The 16,830-nt window shown below is 68.0% G+C and carries 13 protein-coding genes, 1 tRNA gene and 1 pseudogene; 6 read left to right on the top strand and 9 right to left on the bottom strand.

The features are described 5' to 3' along the window. Positions 1–35: 35 nt before the first annotated feature. Positions 36–354: pseudogene (usfY, locus tag OCU_RS39555) on the top strand (protein UsfY). Positions 355–380: 26 nt separating this feature from the next. Here the strand turns inward: usfY and cydC are convergent. The 6 genes from cydC to OCU_RS39525 all read right to left on the bottom strand — a co-directional run bounded on the left by cydC (position 381) and on the right by OCU_RS39525 (position 8,334). Further along, positions 381–2,054 (bottom strand): thiol reductant ABC exporter subunit CydC, encoded by a 1,674-nt coding sequence (cydC, locus tag OCU_RS39550; RefSeq protein WP_044059216.1) that lies wholly within the window; start codon positions 2,052–2,054, stop codon positions 381–383. Then, positions 2,041–3,630, bottom strand: a complete 1,590-nt coding sequence (gene cydD / locus OCU_RS39545; RefSeq protein ID WP_014380352.1) for a thiol reductant ABC exporter subunit CydD — start codon at positions 3,628–3,630, stop codon at positions 2,041–2,043. The genes cydC and cydD overlap by 14 nt, the downstream gene beginning before the upstream one ends. A gap of 86 nt (positions 3,631–3,716) precedes the next feature. Further along, entirely contained in the window at positions 3,717–4,721 is a 1,005-nt protein-coding gene (gene cydB / locus OCU_RS39540; protein ID WP_407665065.1) for a cytochrome d ubiquinol oxidase subunit II, read from the bottom strand. A gap of 78 nt (positions 4,722–4,799) precedes the next feature. Continuing rightward, positions 4,800–6,272 carry a cytochrome ubiquinol oxidase subunit I gene (locus OCU_RS39535; RefSeq protein WP_008257715.1) on the bottom strand — a complete coding sequence of 491 codons (1,473 nt, stop codon included), beginning with the start codon at positions 6,270–6,272 and terminating at the stop codon, positions 4,800–4,802. A gap of 86 nt (positions 6,273–6,358) precedes the next feature. After that, the gene (locus tag OCU_RS39530; RefSeq protein WP_026071350.1) at positions 6,359–6,964 is read right to left on the bottom strand and encodes an HdeD family acid-resistance protein; all 606 of its coding nucleotides are present in this window, start codon (positions 6,962–6,964) and stop codon (positions 6,359–6,361) included. Positions 6,965–7,002: 38 nt separating this feature from the next. Continuing rightward, positions 7,003–8,334, bottom strand: coding sequence for an adenylate/guanylate cyclase domain-containing protein (locus tag OCU_RS39525; protein WP_008257712.1), 1,332 nt, complete (start codon positions 8,332–8,334; stop codon positions 7,003–7,005). A 197-nt stretch (positions 8,335–8,531) separates the two neighbouring features. On the opposite strand from OCU_RS39525, the gene OCU_RS51695 reads away from it, so the two are divergent. Then, entirely contained in the window at positions 8,532–8,726 is a 195-nt protein-coding gene (locus OCU_RS51695) for a hypothetical protein (RefSeq protein WP_131810781.1), read from the top strand. A gap of 341 nt (positions 8,727–9,067) precedes the next feature. On the opposite strand, the gene OCU_RS39520 is transcribed toward OCU_RS51695, so the two are convergent. After that, positions 9,068–9,144 (bottom strand) — tRNA-Leu (locus tag OCU_RS39520). Between the two features lie 113 nt (positions 9,145–9,257). Here OCU_RS39520 and OCU_RS39515 point away from each other — a divergent pair. Further along, a complete protein-coding gene (locus OCU_RS39515; RefSeq protein WP_008257686.1) occupies positions 9,258–9,872 on the top strand; it encodes an ANTAR domain-containing response regulator in 615 nt (204 codons plus the stop codon). 171 nt (positions 9,873–10,043) lie between these two features. Here OCU_RS39515 and OCU_RS39510 read toward each other — a convergent pair whose 3' ends face one another. Both OCU_RS39510 and OCU_RS39505 read right to left on the bottom strand, forming a co-directional pair. Next, complete coding sequence (locus OCU_RS39510) at positions 10,044–11,246, bottom strand: lipid-transfer protein (protein WP_008257683.1); 1,203 nt, start codon at positions 11,244–11,246, stop codon at positions 10,044–10,046. 5 nt (positions 11,247–11,251) lie between these two features. Next, positions 11,252–11,734 carry a Zn-ribbon domain-containing OB-fold protein gene (locus OCU_RS39505; protein WP_009954952.1) on the bottom strand — a complete coding sequence of 161 codons (483 nt, stop codon included), beginning with the start codon at positions 11,732–11,734 and terminating at the stop codon, positions 11,252–11,254. Between the two features lie 164 nt (positions 11,735–11,898). Here OCU_RS39505 and polA point away from each other — a divergent pair, with 164 nt between their 5' ends. The 3 genes from polA to OCU_RS39490 are packed head-to-tail and all read left to right on the top strand — an operon-like array spanning position 11,899 to position 16,755. Next, positions 11,899–14,559 carry a DNA polymerase I gene (polA, locus tag OCU_RS39500; protein WP_008257678.1) on the top strand — a complete coding sequence of 887 codons (2,661 nt, stop codon included), beginning with the start codon at positions 11,899–11,901 and terminating at the stop codon, positions 14,557–14,559. Positions 14,560–14,572: 13 nt separating this feature from the next. Continuing rightward, positions 14,573–15,202 (top strand): TetR family transcriptional regulator, encoded by a 630-nt coding sequence (locus OCU_RS39495; protein ID WP_029384787.1) that lies wholly within the window; start codon positions 14,573–14,575, stop codon positions 15,200–15,202. A gap of 17 nt (positions 15,203–15,219) precedes the next feature. Then, entirely contained in the window at positions 15,220–16,755 is a 1,536-nt protein-coding gene (locus tag OCU_RS39490; RefSeq protein WP_009954954.1) for a carotenoid oxygenase family protein, read from the top strand. Positions 16,756–16,830 lie beyond the last annotated feature (75 nt).

Genomic DNA, 16,830 nt, shown 5'->3' with positions numbered 1-16,830 from the left:
TACCGCGGTGGACACACGGGGAAAGGCACTTTGTCATGGGTGACACGTTTCGCGACCCCATCGACCATGCGAGGACGACCAGGCCGCATGCGGGTGAGTCGCTGATCGACGTGATGAGCTGGCCGGGCTACCTGTTCATGCTGGTGGGCGTGATCGCCGTCTTTCGGTGCCTCGTCGCCCTCGGCACCGGCCACGAGACCCGCAGCCTGATCGGCGGCGCGATCGCGATCGCGATCGCGGCGATCACGGTCGGGTTTGGTGTGGCTCAAGGTCGAACGCGGGCGGGTCCGCAAGCTCGAGAACCGCTGGTATGACGAGCACCCGGACGCCCATCGGCAGCGCCCGGCCAGCTGACCGCTGCCCGTCGGACACGCGGTAGTTCAGGCTCTGTGATCGACGCGCAGCTCGTCGCAGCCAATTCCCTTGGGCAGGTGGTGAGTGGCCACCACCACGGTGCGCTCGCGGGACAGCAGCCGGGAATCCTGGGCCAACAGGTCGCGCAGGACCTGGTCGGCGTCGGTGACGTCGAGGTGTTCGGTGGGTTCGTCGAGCAGCACGATCCGCGCGGGCGATAGGACCGCCCTGGCCAGCAACAGCCGCCGGCGCTGGCCCGCCGAAAGGGATTGCGCGCCACCGATCAACACCGTGGCCAAGCCCTCGGGCAAGCCGGCGAGCCACCCGCCCAGCCCGACGGCGCCCAGGGCCGCGGTGAGTTCGTCGTCGCGGCAGTCGCCGCGGGCGACCAGCAGGTTGTCCCGGATCGTGGTGGCGAAAATGTGCGCGTCCTCCGCGAAAAAGCCGATGGCGCAGCGCAAATCGGCTTCGTCGAACCGAGTCACGGCGACGCCGTCGAGCAGCACCTGCCCTTCGCGCGGCGGCAGCAACCCGGCGAGCGTCATCAGCAGCGTCGTCTTCCCCGAGCCGCTGGCGCCGGTCACCGCCAACCGCGCGCCCGGGGGCAGGTCCAGCGCGACGCGGATCGAGCCTGCCGCGCTGTGACCCGAACGCACGTCCGCGGACAACCGGCAGGTGCCGACCGGCCTCGGTGTCGTCTGCGTGGCGTCGACGGTCTCGCGCGGGCCCTCGGCCGCCAACTCGAGCAACCGCCGCGCGGCGATCCGCGACCGGGTCAGCTGCACGGCCGCCGCCGGCAGCGGCGTCATCGCCTCGAACGCGGACAGCGGCAGCAACATCAGCACGGCGAGCGTGGTGGGCGCGACCGCGGATGCCAACCCGATCCCGGCCACCACCGCACCCAGCACGCTGGCCCCGACGGCCGCCGTGGGCATCGCCTCGGCAATGGCGGCCGGTTTGGCCGCGGTGTCCAGGGCGTCACCCCAGGCGCGGTGCCGGCGTTGCGATTCGGCGATGACGCCGGGGAGCAGGCCGGCGACGCGAAGCTCGGGCGCGTGTTCGAGCGCGACGAGCGCCGAGGTGTCGCGCTCGGAATGCTGCTGCCGCGCGATCTCCTCCTGGGTCGCGGCGGCCCGCCCGGCGAGGCGAGGGGCGACGAAACCGGCGATGAGCAGGCAGATGGCGAGCACGACGGCCGCCGCCGGCGAAATGGCGGCGACGACCGCGGTGGCCGCGAGCGCCAGCACCGCCGCGACGCCGATCGGAACCAGGGCGCGCACCAAGACGTTGGCCAGCTCGTCGACGTCGGCCCCCACCCGGGACACCAGCTCACCGCTGTGCAGCCGGACGGCGGCCGCCGCGGGCCCACGCGCCAGCCGCTGATAGACCTGCACCCGGGCGGTGCCGGCGGCGCGCAGGGCCGTGTCGTGGGTGACCAGGCGCTCGCAGTAATGCAGCACGGCCCGCGAGATCGCGAACAGGCGCACCGCGACCGCGGCGACCGAGAGGTCGAGCACGGGCGGCATCTGCCAGGCGCGGGTGATCAGCCACGCCGCAACACCGGCCAGCGCCAGCGCGCTGCCCAGCGAGAGCACCCCGAGCGTGATCGCGGCCAGCACGCGCGGCAACCGGGGCCGCAGCAGCACCGCGGCGGCAAGTAGGGGTTCAGGGCGAGTCGCCGCCGAATCAGACCGGGGCATAGTGCACCCCACGGTCGGCGATCACCTCGACGACCCGATCGCCGATGGCCAGCACCGGCTCGCGGTGCCCGACCACGATCACGGTCGCACCGGCGCGCGCCCGCGCCGCGATGGCCCGCAAGACCCGTTCCTCGGTGCGCGCGTCCAGGTGCGCGGTCGGCTCGTCGAGCAACAGCACGTCGGCCGTCGATCCGAGGGCCCGCGCGAGACCCAGCCGTTGCCGCTGTCCCAAAGAAAGCCCGACGCCGCCGCGCCCCAGCACGGTGTCGCCCCCTTCGGGAAGTTCGGCCAACACGGCGTCGAATCCGGATACCGCACAGGCGGTTTCGCGGTCCTCGAGCTCTCCGAGCAGCGCCAGGTTGTCATCGACGGTGCCGGGAACGAGCACCGGGCGTTGGGGCAGCCAGGACAGCTGAGCCCACCACCGGGCCGGCTCGAGATCCGCGACATCGACCCCGGCGACGGTGACCCGGCCCGACGAGGCCTCGGTGATGCCGGCGATCGCCTGCAGCGTGGTGCTTTTCCCGGCACCGTTGCGCCCGGTCAGCACGGTCACGGCGCCGGGCTCGATCACCGCGTCCAGATCCCACGGTGCCCGACCGTCGCGGCCGGCGACGGTGAGACGTTCGAGGCGGATCGGCGCGCCGCGCGCGGTCACCGCCCGGGTGCGGCCCTTGGCCGGGGCGTGCTCGCCGATGAGGGCGAACGCCGCATCGGCCGCGGCCCTTCCGTCTTGAGCGGCATGGAACTCCACGCCGATGCGGCGCAGCGGCCAGTACACGTCCGGCGCCAGCAACAGCACCGTCAAACCCGTGGTGAGGGTCATCTCGCCGAACACCAGGCGGAGCCCGATTCCGACGGCGATCAGCGCCACCCCCAGGGTGGCCAGCAATTCCAGCACCAGAGCCGACAGGAAGGCGATCCGCAGCGTCGCCATGGCCGAACGCCGGTGCGCGGCAGCGAGTTCGGCGATGCGCTGTTCGGGGCCCGCGCCGCGTCCCAACGCCCGCAGGGTGGGGATCCCGGCGATCAGGTCCAGCAGCCGCGCCTGCAGGGTGGTCATCGCGGCCAGGGCGGCCGCCGAGCGGTCCCGGGTCGCCAGCCCGATCAGCACCATGAAGACCGGTATCAGCGGCAGCGTGATCGCCACGATCGCCGTCGATTTCAGGTCGTAGGCCGCGATCACGGCGACGGTGGCCGGCGTCAGGATCGCGGCGAGCAGCAACGTCGGCAGGTATCCGGTGAGGTAGGGCCGCAGGCCGTCGAGTCCGCGGGTGACCACCACCGCGGCGGCGTCGCGTTGCGCCGCGAGCTCGCCGGGCTGCCTGGCGGTCACCGCATCGAGCACCCGGCCGGACAGGTCCGCGATGACGGCGCTGGCCCCCCGCTGCCCCAACCGGCCCTGAAACCAATGCGCTATCGCGCGAATCACCCACAGCGCCAACAGGAGTGACAGCGGACCCCACCAGGCGTGCAGGCCGCGCGCGGGGGGATCGGCGACGACGCGTGCGACGATGCGCGCCAACACGATCGCCGAGCCGATCGCGCAGCCGGAGATCAAAACCCCGCAACCCACCGCGGCGACCAGATAGCGGCGCAGCGCCGCCGATGCCCGCCACAGTCTCGGGTCCAGTGGCGCCCGGCTCGCGCGGTCGTTACCGCTCAGGACGGGCGCCTTGCCAGACCGATGGGTGCGGGTATCCGCTCGGCCGAGATCCGTTGCCGGAACACCCAGTACGTCCATGCCTGGTACACCACCGTCAACGGCGCCATGAAGGCGGTCACCCACGTCATGACCTTGAGCGTGTAGTGCGTCGACGACGCGTTGTAGATGGTGAGACTCCACTGCCTGTTCAAGGTCGAGGGCACCAGGTTCGGATACAGCGAGCCGAACAACAGGATCACCACGGCCGCCACGACCAGCGCGACGCACGTGAACGCCCAGCCGTCGGAGGCCCGCCGCCACACCAGCAGCACCGCGGCCAGTTGCGCGACCACCGCGGCGGCCAGCACCGCCCAGGTCCAGTCTTTGCCGTACGCCAGTTGCGTCCAAAGTCCAAAGCCCGCAACCAGTCCGGTCACCGGAAGCGAGAGCCACACGGCGAACCGGTGGGCGTCCTCACGGATGGCGCCGGACGTCTTCAACGCGACGAACACCGCTCCGTACAGCAAGAACAGACCGGCGGTCGCCAAGCCGCCCAACACCGTATAGGGGTTCAGCACGTCGGCGACCGACAGGTGAATGTGGCCCGCGGCGTCCACCGGAAGCCCGCGGACCAGGACGGCGAACGCGACACCCCACAAGACTGCCGGCAGCCACGAACCGGCGGCGATGCCGAAATCCGCCCAGCCGCGCCACTTTGTGTCGTCGATCTTGCCGCGCCACTCGATCGCCACGGCACGCACGATCATGCCGAACAGGATCGCCAGCAACGGCAGGTACAGCGTCGAGAACACGGTGGCGTACCACCCGGGAAAGGCGGCGAACATCGCCGCGCCGCCGACGATCAGCCACACCTCGTTGCCATCCCAGACCGGGCCGATGGTGTTGAGCGCCGTGCGCCGCAACGGTTCGGCTTCACCGATGCCCACGCGCGCGAACGGCTCCATCAACATGCCCACGCCGAAGTCGAAGCCCTCGAGGATGAAGAACCCCAGGAACAGCATCCCGATGATGCCGAACCACACTTCTTGCAGTCCCACTGCGATCAGCTCCTTTCGGCGTCGATAAGCCCCATCACGCCCTTAGTAGGCGAACGACAGGGGCGCCACCTCGTCAGCGTCGGGCGCCTGCGGGGGAGCGGGTTCCGCGTCGTGTTCCAGCGGCCCTTCGACGGTGTAGCGCTTGAGCAGAAAGAACCACACGACCGCCAGCACCGCGTAGACGACGGTGAAGGTCACCAGCGACGTGATGACCATGCCCGGCACGTGGTTCGACACGCCTTCGCGGACGGTCATCCGGACCAGCGGGTCACCGGTCGGGTTCGGCGCCACCACCCATGGCTGCCGACCCATCTCGGTGAACACCCAACCCGAGATGTTGGCCAGAAACGGCGTGGGGATGGTGAGCAGCGCGAACCAGGAAACCCAGCGGCCCTTGGGGGTTCGCCCGGCGCGGGTCAACCACAGCACGGCCAGGGCGAACGCCACGGGGAACACCAGGAACCCGATCATCAATCGGAACGACCAGTAGGTGACGAACAGGTTCGGCCGGTAGTCGTCGGGTCCGAAGCGGTGCTGGTACTGCTGCTGCAGCTCGTTCACTCCCTGCAGCGTCACGCCGCTGAGCTTGCCCTCGGCCAGGAACGGCAGCACGTAGTGCACCTTGATCACTTCCGTGACGCTGCCGCAGTTGTTGTGGGTGCCGATGGTCAGCACCGAGAAGTCGGGGTCGGTTTGTGTGCGGCACAACGCTTCTGCCGACGCCATCTTCATCGGCTGCTGAACGAACATCAGCTTGCCCTGGCGATCGCCGGTGAAGAACAGGCCGACCGCGGCGAGCAGCACTACGCCGCAGCCCAGGATTGCCGCGGGGCGAAACATGGTGCGGGCCTCGGTTTCCGCTGTGGGGGCGGTGGATTCGGTCCTGCGTGAGCGCACCATCCACCACGTGCTGACGGCGGCGACGAAGGTGCCGGCGGTCAGCAGCGCTCCCGCCACGGTGTGTGAAAACGCCGCTTGCGCAGTGTTATTGGACAGCAGGGCGAAAATGCTGTCCAGCTCGGCGCGCCGTGTCGCCGGGTTGTAGTGCGCGCCGACCGGGTGCTGCATGAACGAGTTCGCCGCGATGATGAAGAACGCCGAGGCGTTGACACCGATCGCGACGATCCAGATGCAGGCCAGGTGGAGCAGCTTCGGCAGCCGGCTCCAGCCGAAGATCCACAAGCCGATGAACGTGGATTCGAAGAAGAAGGCGAACAGCCCTTCCATCGCCAGCGGTGCACCGAAGATGTCGCCGACGAACCGCGAGTACTCGCTCCAGTTCATCCCGAACTGAAATTCCTGGACGATGCCGGTCGCCACACCGATGGCGAAGTTGATCAAAAACAGCTTGCCGAAGAACTTGGTCAGCCGGTACCACGCGGTGTTCCCGGTAGCCACCCACACCGTCTGCATGATGGCGATCAGTGGGGCCAAACCGATCGTGAGCGGCACAAAGATGAAGTGGTAGACGGTAACAATACCGAACTGCCACCGCGAAATATCGACGACATTCATCTGTCATCTCCCGACTGCGGAGGCCCGATCAACGGCTACGACAGAGTGTAGTAGATGGGTCGGCGCCTGCGCCACCGGCGCCCGCGTCAGCTGCCGAGGGAGTTGGACGCCTTGCGGATGCCGAAGGCCGAAATGACCTCGAAGATCCCGATGACCACGAACCACGCGCCGACCACGATCGCCAGGGTGACAATCGATTCGAACGGCGACGCCACGACCACGATGCCGGCGAGGAGGCTGAGCACGCCGAGGAAGATGTTCCAGCCCCGGCCCGGCAGGTGCGGGTCGCTGACGGCCGAAATCGTCGTGGCGACACCACGGAAGATGAAGCCGATGCCAATCCAGATGGCCAGCAGCAGAATTGCGTAGCCCTGACCGAAGTGGCGGAACGCGAGCAACGCCAGAATCAGCGACGCGGCCCCGCTGATGAACAACAGAACTCGGCTCCCCGCCGAGACGTGCAGTGAGAACGCGAACACGACCTGCGCGATACCGGTGATGAGCAGGTACACGCCGAAGGCGACGGCGGCCACCAGGATGGAAATTCCCGGCCACGCCAATACCAGGACACCGAGGACGATCGACAGAATTCCCGACAGCAGAGCGGATTTCCACAGATGCGGCAGCAAGCTTGGAACGGGGTGGGTTCCAGGAGAGCCAGGGGAGATAGTCATGGCCGCAGTCTGACACAAACGCGGGCCCTGGTACAGGGACCGTACAGGGGCTTTGATCAGACGTGGACGGTGTGTGGTCGCCCGGTGAGCAGGTCGGCGGGCTCTTCGTCCGCCTTACGGCCGATGAGGTACCAGGTGCGCATAACGCCCTTGCCCTTGACTTCGATGCGGCCGCGCTCCTGCAGGACGAACTCGTTCTTGAGTCGCTCGTACATCGCCTCGGGCACCTGGATTCGGCCCACCGAATCGGTGGATTCCATCCGCGACGCGACATTGACCGCGTCGCCCCAGACGTCATAGAAGAAGCGGCGCGAGCCAACGACGCCCGCGACCACGGGCCCGCAGGCCATGCCCATCCGCAGCGCGACCGGATCGCCGTGCGGATCCTTCAGTGCGGCAGCGACATTGGCCATGTCGAGCGCGAAATCGGCAAGAGCGAAGGCGTGATCCGGCCGAGCCCGCGGGACCCCGCTGACCACCATGTAGGAGTCGCCGCTGACCTTGATCTTCTCGAGGCCGTGTTTGTCGACCAGTTCGTCGAAGGCGCCGTACAGCCGGTTCAAGAACCGCACCAGGTCGGCCGGGGTGGTGGTGCTGGCGCGTTCGGTGAACCCGACGATGTCGGCGAACAGGACGGAGACCTCGTCGTACTTGTCGGCGATGACGCTGCGCGACGAGCTCTTGAGACGCTCGGCGATGCTGCCCGGCAACATGTTGGCCAGCAGCGCTTCCGAGCGCTCGTACTCGGCCTCCATCACCGCCTCGGCGCGCTGCGTGTCGCGCAGCGCGAACCACACCGCCACGAACACCATCACGCAGGCCGAGACGATGGTGACCACGAAGGTCATGGATTGCGCCCACGCCGGCTGTAATCCGGTATCGCGGGGGACCAGGAACTCCAGGGCGATCACCAGCCCGGCCCCGACCGCCGTCAGGCCGGCCGCCAGCACGGTGTGTTCGATGCCCAGCAACAGCACCACCAGGCACGCCCCGACCAAAAAGAAGAACTGCGCGCCCGTACCCGTGCCGGCGTCCCAGGTGCTGACGAAGACCGTGACGTAGGCGGCGCCGATGAAGGTGAGCGGCGCGATGAGGTCACCGAAACGGTGCAGCCACGGCACCGCGGCGAAGATCATCGCGGCGAGGGCGTTGAGCGAGATGATCTGCCACGTCCAGACTCCGGTGATCAACTGCAAAGCGACGAAGTCGACGCAGACCAGCACGGCCAGCCACGCGGCGATCGCGAGCACCCGGTATTGGCGCGCGGCGCTGTCGGCGTAGTGCTGGTTGCGTGCGCGCGACTGGGCCCGCGCCGCGGCTACACAGTCCGGGCGCTTCGACGAGCCGTCTGGCCATCGCGGTGGGCCACCACAATCCTTGGCCGCCACGCAGCAAGCCTAACCGCTGAGCAGGGTATTTGTCGGCTGTCTAATGAATATCACCGTTTTCGCCCCCGTAAGTTTCCGGATCTGATAACCATCTAGTTATCGGGTTTTTGTCGGGTTTACGAGTCATTTGGTTCGGTTATTCAACACGTGTTGGACGCTCTGCGTGACGCGTGTTCGCCTCGACTAAGGGGTGCCTGATGGCGGTTCTCAGAAGAATCGTTCTTGCGTCGCTCATTGCCCTTACCGCCATGCTGATGGACGGCTGCAGCGTCGCCTGTAGTGATCCGAGTTGGCTGCTACGGGTGGCCGGCGATTCCATCGGCAATTACACCGCGGGGCCGGAGGTTTCGGCATCCGGCCAGGTGTGTGTCACGCGATCATTCGGCGACTGACGGTTCCGAACCCGCCCGGGGTTCCCGCGGATCCCCGGGACCGCTAGCGGGGCCGACGGTGGACGTCACCGATTCGATTCGGGATCGTCGCCACCGAAATCGCGATCGGCCGCGTCCTGCCCGCGCCGAATTATGAATTCAAGTGATCTTTTGCGCGCCATATTCTTGCCTGCAATACGAAGAGCTATAAATGCGCAGAGTTTATAAATGCGGCCGAATTCATACCATTGGAAGGTATTGGAGTCGATATGGAAACTTGTGAACCGGTTGCGTCGGCCGGAACCGCTACTTCGGTACCGAAGAAAGCCGGCCGAGCCGATGGCGCCACCGACCGCGGTCGCTGGTGCCCTCGGTGAGATTCGAACTCACACTGGACGGGTTTTGAATCCGTTTCCTCTGCCAGTTGGGATACGAGGGCGTGCCGGCCTCTTACCTTAGAGGCAGCCTCCCACCATAGAGGATTTGGTGTCCTCACCTGCCACACCGCCCCCGCGCACGCTGGTCTGAGGCGTTCGCGACACAATATTCGTCATGACAGGCCCCACGACCGACACCGACGCCGCTGTGCCGCGCCGGGTCCTGATCGCTGAAGACGAAGCGCTCATCCGACTGGATCTCGCCGAGATGCTCCGAGAGGAGGGTTACGAGATCGTCGGCGAGGCCGGCGACGGGCAGGAAGCCGTCGAGCTGGCCGAGCGCCATCGGCCGGACCTGGTGATCATGGATGTGAAGATGCCGCGCCGTGATGGCATCGACGCGGCCTCGGAGATCGCCAGCAAGCGCATCGCACCGATCGTCGTGTTGACCGCGTTCAGTCAGCGCGACCTGGTCGAGCGGGCCCGGGATGCGGGGGCGATGGCCTACCTGGTGAAGCCGTTCACCATCAGCGACCTGATCCCGGCCATCGAATTGGCCGTCAGCCGATTCGGTGAGATCGCCGAGCTGGAACGCGAGGTGGCGTCACTGTCCGATCGGCTGGAGACCCGCAAGCTCGTGGAGCGCGCCAAGGGGCTGCTGCAGACCGAACAGGGGATGACCGAGCCCGAGGCGTTCAAGTGGATTCAGCGGGCAGCCATGGACCGGCGAACCACGATGAAGAGGGTGGCCGAGGTCGTCTTGGAGACCCTGGACCCGCCCAAGGAATAGCTCTCGGAGTACCCCGAGGAGCACCCGATCCGTCGAGTGTGAATCGTTGGCTTTGGATGTGAACCCCCGGCGGCGACACGCCGACAATCCGCGCCCACGCTTCACACTGAAAGCCGTGGCTTCACACTCAAAACCGTGGCCGCACAACGCAAGCCAACGCGGCGGCAATCCCTAGCGGGCGACGATCACCGACGAACCGTGCCCGAACAGCCCCTGGTTGGCGGTGATGCCGACCGTGGCGTTTTCCACCTGCCGGCCCGTGGCCCGACCGCGCAGCTGCCACGTCAGCTCGCAGACCTGAGCGATCGCCTGCGCGGGGATGGCCTCGCCGAAGCAGGCCAGCCCGCCGGACGCGTTGACGGGCACCCGGCCGCCGATCGTGGTGGCGCCGCTGCGCAGCAGCGCCTCGGCCTCGCCCTTGGGGCACAGGCCCAGGTGTTCGTACCAGTCGAGCTCGAGCGCGGTGGACAGGTCGTAGACCTCGGCCAGGCTCACGTCCTCGGGCCCGATGCCCGCCTCGGCATAGGCCGCGTCGAGGATATGGTCCTTGAACGCCCGATCGGGTGCGGGCACCGCGGCGGTGGAATCCGTTGCGATGTCCGGCAATTCGGGCAGATGCTGCGGATAGTTCGGGGTGACCGTGCTGACCGCCCGCACCGACGGCACACCGGCCAGCGAGCCGAGGTGTTCGCGGGCGAACTTCGCGCTGGCCACGATCAGCGCGGCCGCGCCGTCGGAGGTGGCGCAGATGTCCAGCAGCCGCAACGGGTCGGCCACCACCGCGCTGGCCAGCACGTCCTCGACCGACACCTCCTTGCGGTACCGGGCGTTCGGGTTCTGCAGGCCATGCCGCGAGTTCTTGACCTTGACCTGGGCGAAATCCTCGAGCGTGGCGCCGTAGAGGTCCATCCGCCGCCGCGCCAACAGCGCGAAGTACACCGGGTTGGTGGCGCCGATCAGGTGGAACCGCTGCCAGTCGGGATCGTTCTTGCGCTCACCGCCGACCGGGGCGAAAAAGCCCTTCGGCGTGGTGTCGGCGCCGATGACGAGGGCGACGTCGCAAAAGCCGGCCAGGATCTGGGCGCGGGCGCTCTGCAGCGCCTGCGAACCGCTGGCGCACGCGGCGTAGCTCGAGCTGACCGGCACGCCGTTCCACCCGAGCTTCTGGGCGAACGTCGCGCCCGCGACGAACCCGGGGTAGCCGTTGCGGATGGTGTCCGCGCCGGCCACCAACTGGATCTGTCGCCAGTCCAGGCCCGCTTCGTTCAGCGCGGCCCGGGCCGCGGCCACCCCGTATTCGGTGAAGTCGTTGCCCCACTTGCCCCAGGGGTGCATCCCGGCGCCCAGGATGTACAGCGGTTCGGGAGCGCTCATGGTCGTCATTTGCGCCGCTCCTTCTCATCGCTTCGCTCTGCATCGTCGCCGGCGCGCTTCCACGCGTGCACGATGCGCTGCACGCCGTCGTCGTCGGTGTAGAGCGGCATGGTGGTCAGTTCCATCTCCATGCCGACCTTCAGGTCGGCGGCCAGCGTGCCCTCGACCACCTTGCCCAGCACGATCAGGCCCTCCTCGGCCAGCTCCACGGCGGCGACGGCGAACGGCTCAAAGGGGTCCGGCGACGGGTAGGGCGGCGGTGGCGCGTACCGGTTCTCGGTGTAGCTCCACAACTTTCCCCGCGTCGACAGCGCGACCGATTCCAGCGTGTCGCTGGCGCAACCCGGATTGGGGCAGTTGTTCGCCCGCGGCGGGAAGACGTAGGTGCCGCACTCGGGGCACTTGCTGCCGATCAGATGCGGGACACCGGCGTCGTCGGTGGCGAACCATCCATCGACCGCCGGTTCTTGTCGGATGACTTCTGGCACCGGGCCAGCGTACCCAGCCCGCGCACAAAACTGAAACGTGTTGCAGTTCTGCGGACGGCGCGGTCGGGGCGCGCAACTCGTCACACCGGGTGCCTAAAGTGAAAGCCGTGCCCGCCACGAAAACCGCTACGAAGGCCAGCGAGGAACAGACCAGGCCGACGCTCATGCTGCTGGACGGCAACTCCCTGGCGTTCCGGGCGTTCTATGCGCTGCCCGCCGAGAACTTCAAGACCCGCGGGGGGCTGACCACCAACGCGGTCTACGGCTTCACCGCCATGCTGATCAACCTCCTGCGCGACGAAGCCCCCACCCACATCGCCGCGGCCTTCGACGTGTCGCGGCAGACCTTCCGCTCCGAGCGCTATCCGGAGTACAAGGCCAATCGGTCGGCGACGCCCGACGAGTTCCACGGCCAGATCGACATCACCAAGGAGGTCCTGGCCGCCCTGGGCATCACGGTGCTCGCCGAGCCGGGCTTCGAGGCCGACGACCTGATCGCCACCCTGGCCACCCAGGCCGAAAACGAGGGCTACCGCGTGCTGGTGGTCACCGGCGACCGCGATTCGTTGCAATTGGTCAGCGAGAACGTGACGGTCCTCTACCCCCGCAAGGGGGTGAGCGAATTGACCCGCTTCACCCCGGACGCGGTCGTCGAGAAGTACGGACTGACGCCCACGCAGTACCCCGACTTCGCCGCGCTGCGCGGCGACCCCAGCGACAACCTGCCCGGCATCCCCGGTGTGGGGGAGAAGACCGCCTCCAAGTGGATCGGCGAGTACGGGTCGCTGCAGGCGCTGGTCGACAACGTCGATTCGGTGCGCGGCAAGGTGGGCGACGCGCTGCGCGAACATCTGGCCAGCGTGATCCGCAACCGCGAGCTCACCGATCTGGTCAAAGACGTGCCGCTGGCCCAGACTCCCGACACGCTGCGGCTGCAACCGTGGGACCGCGACCAGATCCACCGGCTCTTCGACGACCTGGAGTTCCGGGTGCTGCGCGACCGGCTGTTCGAAACCCTGGCCGCGGTGGAGCCCGAGGTCGACGAGGGCTTCGACGTGCGCGGCGGCGCGCTGGAAGCCGGCGAGCTGGCGGTGTGGCTGGCCGAGCACAGCTCGGGGAAGCGCTTCGGGCTGGCCGTCGTCGGCACCCACCTGGCCTACGACGCCGACGCCACCGCGCTGGCCATCGTCTCCGCCGACGGCGAGGGCCGCTACATCGACACCGCGACGCTGGATCCCGAAGACGAGGCGGCGCTGGCGTCCTGGTTGGCCGACCCCGGGCCGCCCAAGGCGCTACACGAAGCCAAGCTGGCCATGCACGACCTGGCCGGGCGGGGCTGGACGCTGGCCGGCGTCACCTCCGACACCGCGCTGGCGGCCTACCTGGTGCGCCCCGGGCAGCGCAGCTTCTCCCTCGACGACCTGTCGCTGCGCTACCTGCGCCGCGAGTTGCGGGCCGAAAACCCTGAGCAGCAACAGCTTTCGCTGCTCGACGACACCGACGGCACCGATGACCAGGCGGTGCAGACGCTGCTGTTGCGTGCCGTGGCGGTGCTGGATCTGGCCGACGCGCTCGACGAGGAGCTGGCCCGCATCAACTCGACCTCGTTGCTCAGCGGCATGGAGCTTCCGGTGCAGCGGGTGCTGGCGGGGATGGAAAACGCCGGCATCGCCGTCGATTTGGAGTTGCTGACCGAGCTGCAGAGCGACTTCGCCCACCTGATCCGCGACGCGGCCGAAGCGGCGTACGCGGTGATCGGCAAGCAGATCAACCTGGGCTCGCCGAAACAGTTGCAGGCGGTGCTCTTCGACGAGCTGGAGATGCCGAAGACCAAGCGCACCAAGACCGGATACACCACCGACGCGGACGCGCTGCAGTCGCTGTTCGACAAGACCGGTCACCCGTTCCTGCAACATCTGCTGGCCCACCGCGACGCCACCAGGCTCAAGGTCACCGTCGACGGGCTGCTGAATTCGGTGGCCTCCGACGGGCGCATCCACACCACGTTCAACCAGACCATCGCGGCCACCGGCAGGTTGTCCTCGACCGAGCCGAACCTGCAGAACATTCCGATCCGCACCGAGGCCGGCCGGCGGATCCGCGACGCGTTCGTGGTCGGCGACGGCTACAGCGAGCTGATGACCGCCGACTACAGCCAGATCGAGATGCGGATCATGGCCCACCTGTCCAAGGACGAGGGGCTCATCGAGGCGTTCAACACCGGGGAGGACCTGCACTCGTTCGTCGCCTCCCGCGCCTTCGGCGTGCCGATCGAGGAGGTCACCGCCGAACTGCGCCGCCGGGTCAAGGCCATGTCCTACGGGCTGGCCTATGGATTGAGCGCCTACGGGCTGTCCGCCCAGCTCAAGATCTCCACCGAAGAGGCCAAAGACCAGATGGAGCAGTACTTCGCCCGGTTCGGCGGAGTCCGCGACTACCTGATGGCCGTGGTGGAACAGGCCCGCAAGGACGGCTACACGTCGACGGTGTTCGGCCGCCGCCGCTATCTGCCCGAACTCGACAGCAGTAACCGCCAGGTGCGCGAGGCCGCCGAGCGGGCGGCGCTCAACGCGCCCATTCAGGGCAGCGCCGCCGACATCATCAAGGTGGCGATGATCGAAACCGACAAGGCGATCAAGGACGCCGGGCTGTCCTCCCGGATCCTGCTGCAGGTGCACGACGAGCTGCTGTTCGAGGTCGCGGCGGGGGAGCGCGAGCAGCTCGAAGCGTTGGCCCGCGACAAGATGGGCGGCGCCTACCCGTTGGACGTCCCGCTCGAGGTTTCGGTGGGCTACGGCCGCAGCTGGGACGCTGCGGCGCACTGACAGGCCACCGTCGATGCCCCCGGCAAAGCGCAGTCGTGGTCGCCCGGCGGGCTCGCGGGTGGATCCCGGCGCGCGGCGCTCGGAGCTTCTCGACGCCGCCGAGCGGGTGATCCGCGCCAAGGGGCCGTCCGCCGGACTGGTCGACATCGCGGGCGAGGCCGGCTTCGTCCGCTCGGCGGTCTATGCCATGTACCCCGGCCGTGACGCGCTGCTGGCCGAGCTGAGCAAACGCACCTCGCAGCGGCTGCTCGCCGAAATCACCACTCGGGCAGCCGGTTCCACCGACCTCAGGGAGCGGATGGCGTTGTTCTTCGACGTGATCAGCGCGTGGATGGAAGCCGAGCCGAATCTCTACCGGGCCCTCACCGGTGACCCGTCGACCAGTGTCTTCGAGCAGCTGGCCGGCGCGGTCGAATGGATGCTGGCGTCGTCGTCGGGCTCCGAGGCCGCGCGCATGGCGGCGGCGCCCTGGTCGCGGGCCATCGTCGGGTCGGCGGTGGCGGCCGCGGAGTGGTGGTGCCGGACGGGAACCATGCCGCGGGAGGCGCTCGTCGAACACCTCACCGCGCTGTGCTGGGACGGCGGGGCGGCCCTGCCGTTCAACGCCGACGACATCAAGACCATTGACAACGCCCAGCGATAATAGACACACTGTCTTTTATGGTTCTGGCAGACGTTCAAGCTCCGTCGCGCTACTGGGAAAACATCGTCGGCGAAACCGACGTCGACGTCACCGAAATCACCGGAACGATCCCCGACGGGCTCCTCGGCACCCTGTACCGGAACGGGTCGGGCCGCTGGACGCTCGGATCGACTCAGGTGGAGAGCATTTTTGATGCCGACGGGATGGTCAGCGCGTTCGTGCTCGACGGGTCGGGGGTGCGTTTCCGCAACCGCTTCGTCCGCACCAAGCACTACCTGAAGTCGACGGCGGCCGGACGCCTGGTGGACCGCGGCTTCGCCTACCAGCGCGACGGCGGCACGCTGGCGAACGCGCTGCGGCTTCCGGCCAACACCGCCAACACCAGCGTCATGGTCAACCGCAATCAGCTGCTGGCGCTCTGGGAGGGCGGACCGCCGCACGAACTCGATCTCGACACCCTGGACACCATTGGGCCGTCAAACCTCGGCGGGGCGCTCAAGGGTGCGGTCCGGGCCTATTCAGCGCACTACACCTACGACCCGGCCACCAACACCAAGATCAACTTCGGGTTCGACCCGTACTTCCCGCGGATCGACCTGCGCCACGCGCTGCGCGGGGCCCGCGGTCGCGAGCGGTGGCGCCGGCTGCGGGAGCTGGCGGGCGAGGCGGTGCCGCGGATGCGCCTGCGGCTCTACGAGACCGGCGCCAACGGTGTGACCCGCTACCTGCGGGCGGTGCCGCTGCCGGGGATGGGCGTGGTGCACGACATGGCGTTGACCCGGCGCTACGCGATCTTCGTGGTGTCGCCGCTGCGGATCAACCCGTGGGCGCTCGTCGGCCACCAATCCTATTGGGACTCCATATTTTTCAAGCGGGATGCGCCGTCGTACTTCGTTCTCGCGCCGCGCGACGGGGGCCGGGTGCGGGTGGCCGAGACCGATCCGTTCTATCACTGGCATTTCACCAACGCATATGACGACGGCGACGACGTCGTCGTCGAGCTGCCACGGTTCGTGCCGCAGACCTACGCGGGCATGAAGAAATACACCGCCCACATCCGCTCCGACATCGCCCAGCTCGACGACTACGGGGCCATCGACGACGCCGTGGTGCTGACGCGGTTCCGGATCGCCCCGTCGGGGCGCGTGTCCCGCGAGCCGTTAGCCGATTTCGGGTGCGAGTTCCCCCAGATCGACCAGCGGCGTTCCACGACCCGGCACGACGTCTCCTACGTGACCGTCCAGGACCCGGCCAGGTTTGCAGGCCAGGGAATCGCCCGCATCGATCACCGCACCGGCGCGGTCCAGACCTATTGCCCGCCCGGGGACGTGCTGGTGGAGCCGACGTTTGTGCCGCGACCCGGCGGAACGGCCGAGGACGACGGCTGGCTACTCACCGTCGGATACCACGAATCGCAGCATCGCAGCAGGTTAATGGTGGTCGACGCGGCCCACGTGGCCGACGGCCCGATCGCCGAGGCGTGGCTGCCGTTCCACGTGCCGATGAGCTACCACGGCGCCTTCACCAACCGGGTGGCCCATCGAACCGGGTGAGCCGCCGGGACTGGGTTTGGCCAGCGTGTGCACAGTCGAGTAGCCTCGATGGGTAAATCCCAATTGTCCCTACGA

The organism is Mycobacterium intracellulare ATCC 13950 (genome assembly GCF_000277125.1).
Taxonomy (GTDB): Bacteria; Actinomycetota; Actinomycetes; order Mycobacteriales; family Mycobacteriaceae; genus Mycobacterium; species Mycobacterium intracellulare.
Note: the sequence above shows the minus strand (reverse complement) of the source record. Positions and strands in the feature narration are given on the sequence as shown.

Coding starts and splice junctions, on each gene's coding strand:
- OCU_RS39510 (WP_008257683.1), bottom strand. CDS start 11,246: ATGAGCGCTCCCGAACCGCTGTACATCCTGGGCGCCGGGATGCACCCC.
- OCU_RS39535 (WP_008257715.1), bottom strand. CDS start 6,272: ATGAATGTCGTCGATATTTCGCGGTGGCAGTTCGGTATTGTTACCGTC.
- OCU_RS39515 (WP_008257686.1), top strand. CDS start 9,258: ATGACAGGCCCCACGACCGACACCGACGCCGCTGTGCCGCGCCGGGTC.
- OCU_RS39495 (WP_029384787.1), top strand. CDS start 14,573: ATGCCCCCGGCAAAGCGCAGTCGTGGTCGCCCGGCGGGCTCGCGGGTG.
- cydC (WP_044059216.1), bottom strand. CDS start 2,054: ATGCCCCGGTCTGATTCGGCGGCGACTCGCCCTGAACCCCTACTTGCC.
- polA (WP_008257678.1), top strand. CDS start 11,899: ATGCTGCTGGACGGCAACTCCCTGGCGTTCCGGGCGTTCTATGCGCTG.
- OCU_RS39490 (WP_009954954.1), top strand. CDS start 15,220: ATGGTTCTGGCAGACGTTCAAGCTCCGTCGCGCTACTGGGAAAACATC.
- cydB (WP_407665065.1), bottom strand. CDS start 4,721: ATGCTGTTCCTGGGGTTCTTCATCCTCGAGGGCTTCGACTTCGGCGTG.
- OCU_RS51695 (WP_131810781.1), top strand. CDS start 8,532: ATGGCGGTTCTCAGAAGAATCGTTCTTGCGTCGCTCATTGCCCTTACC.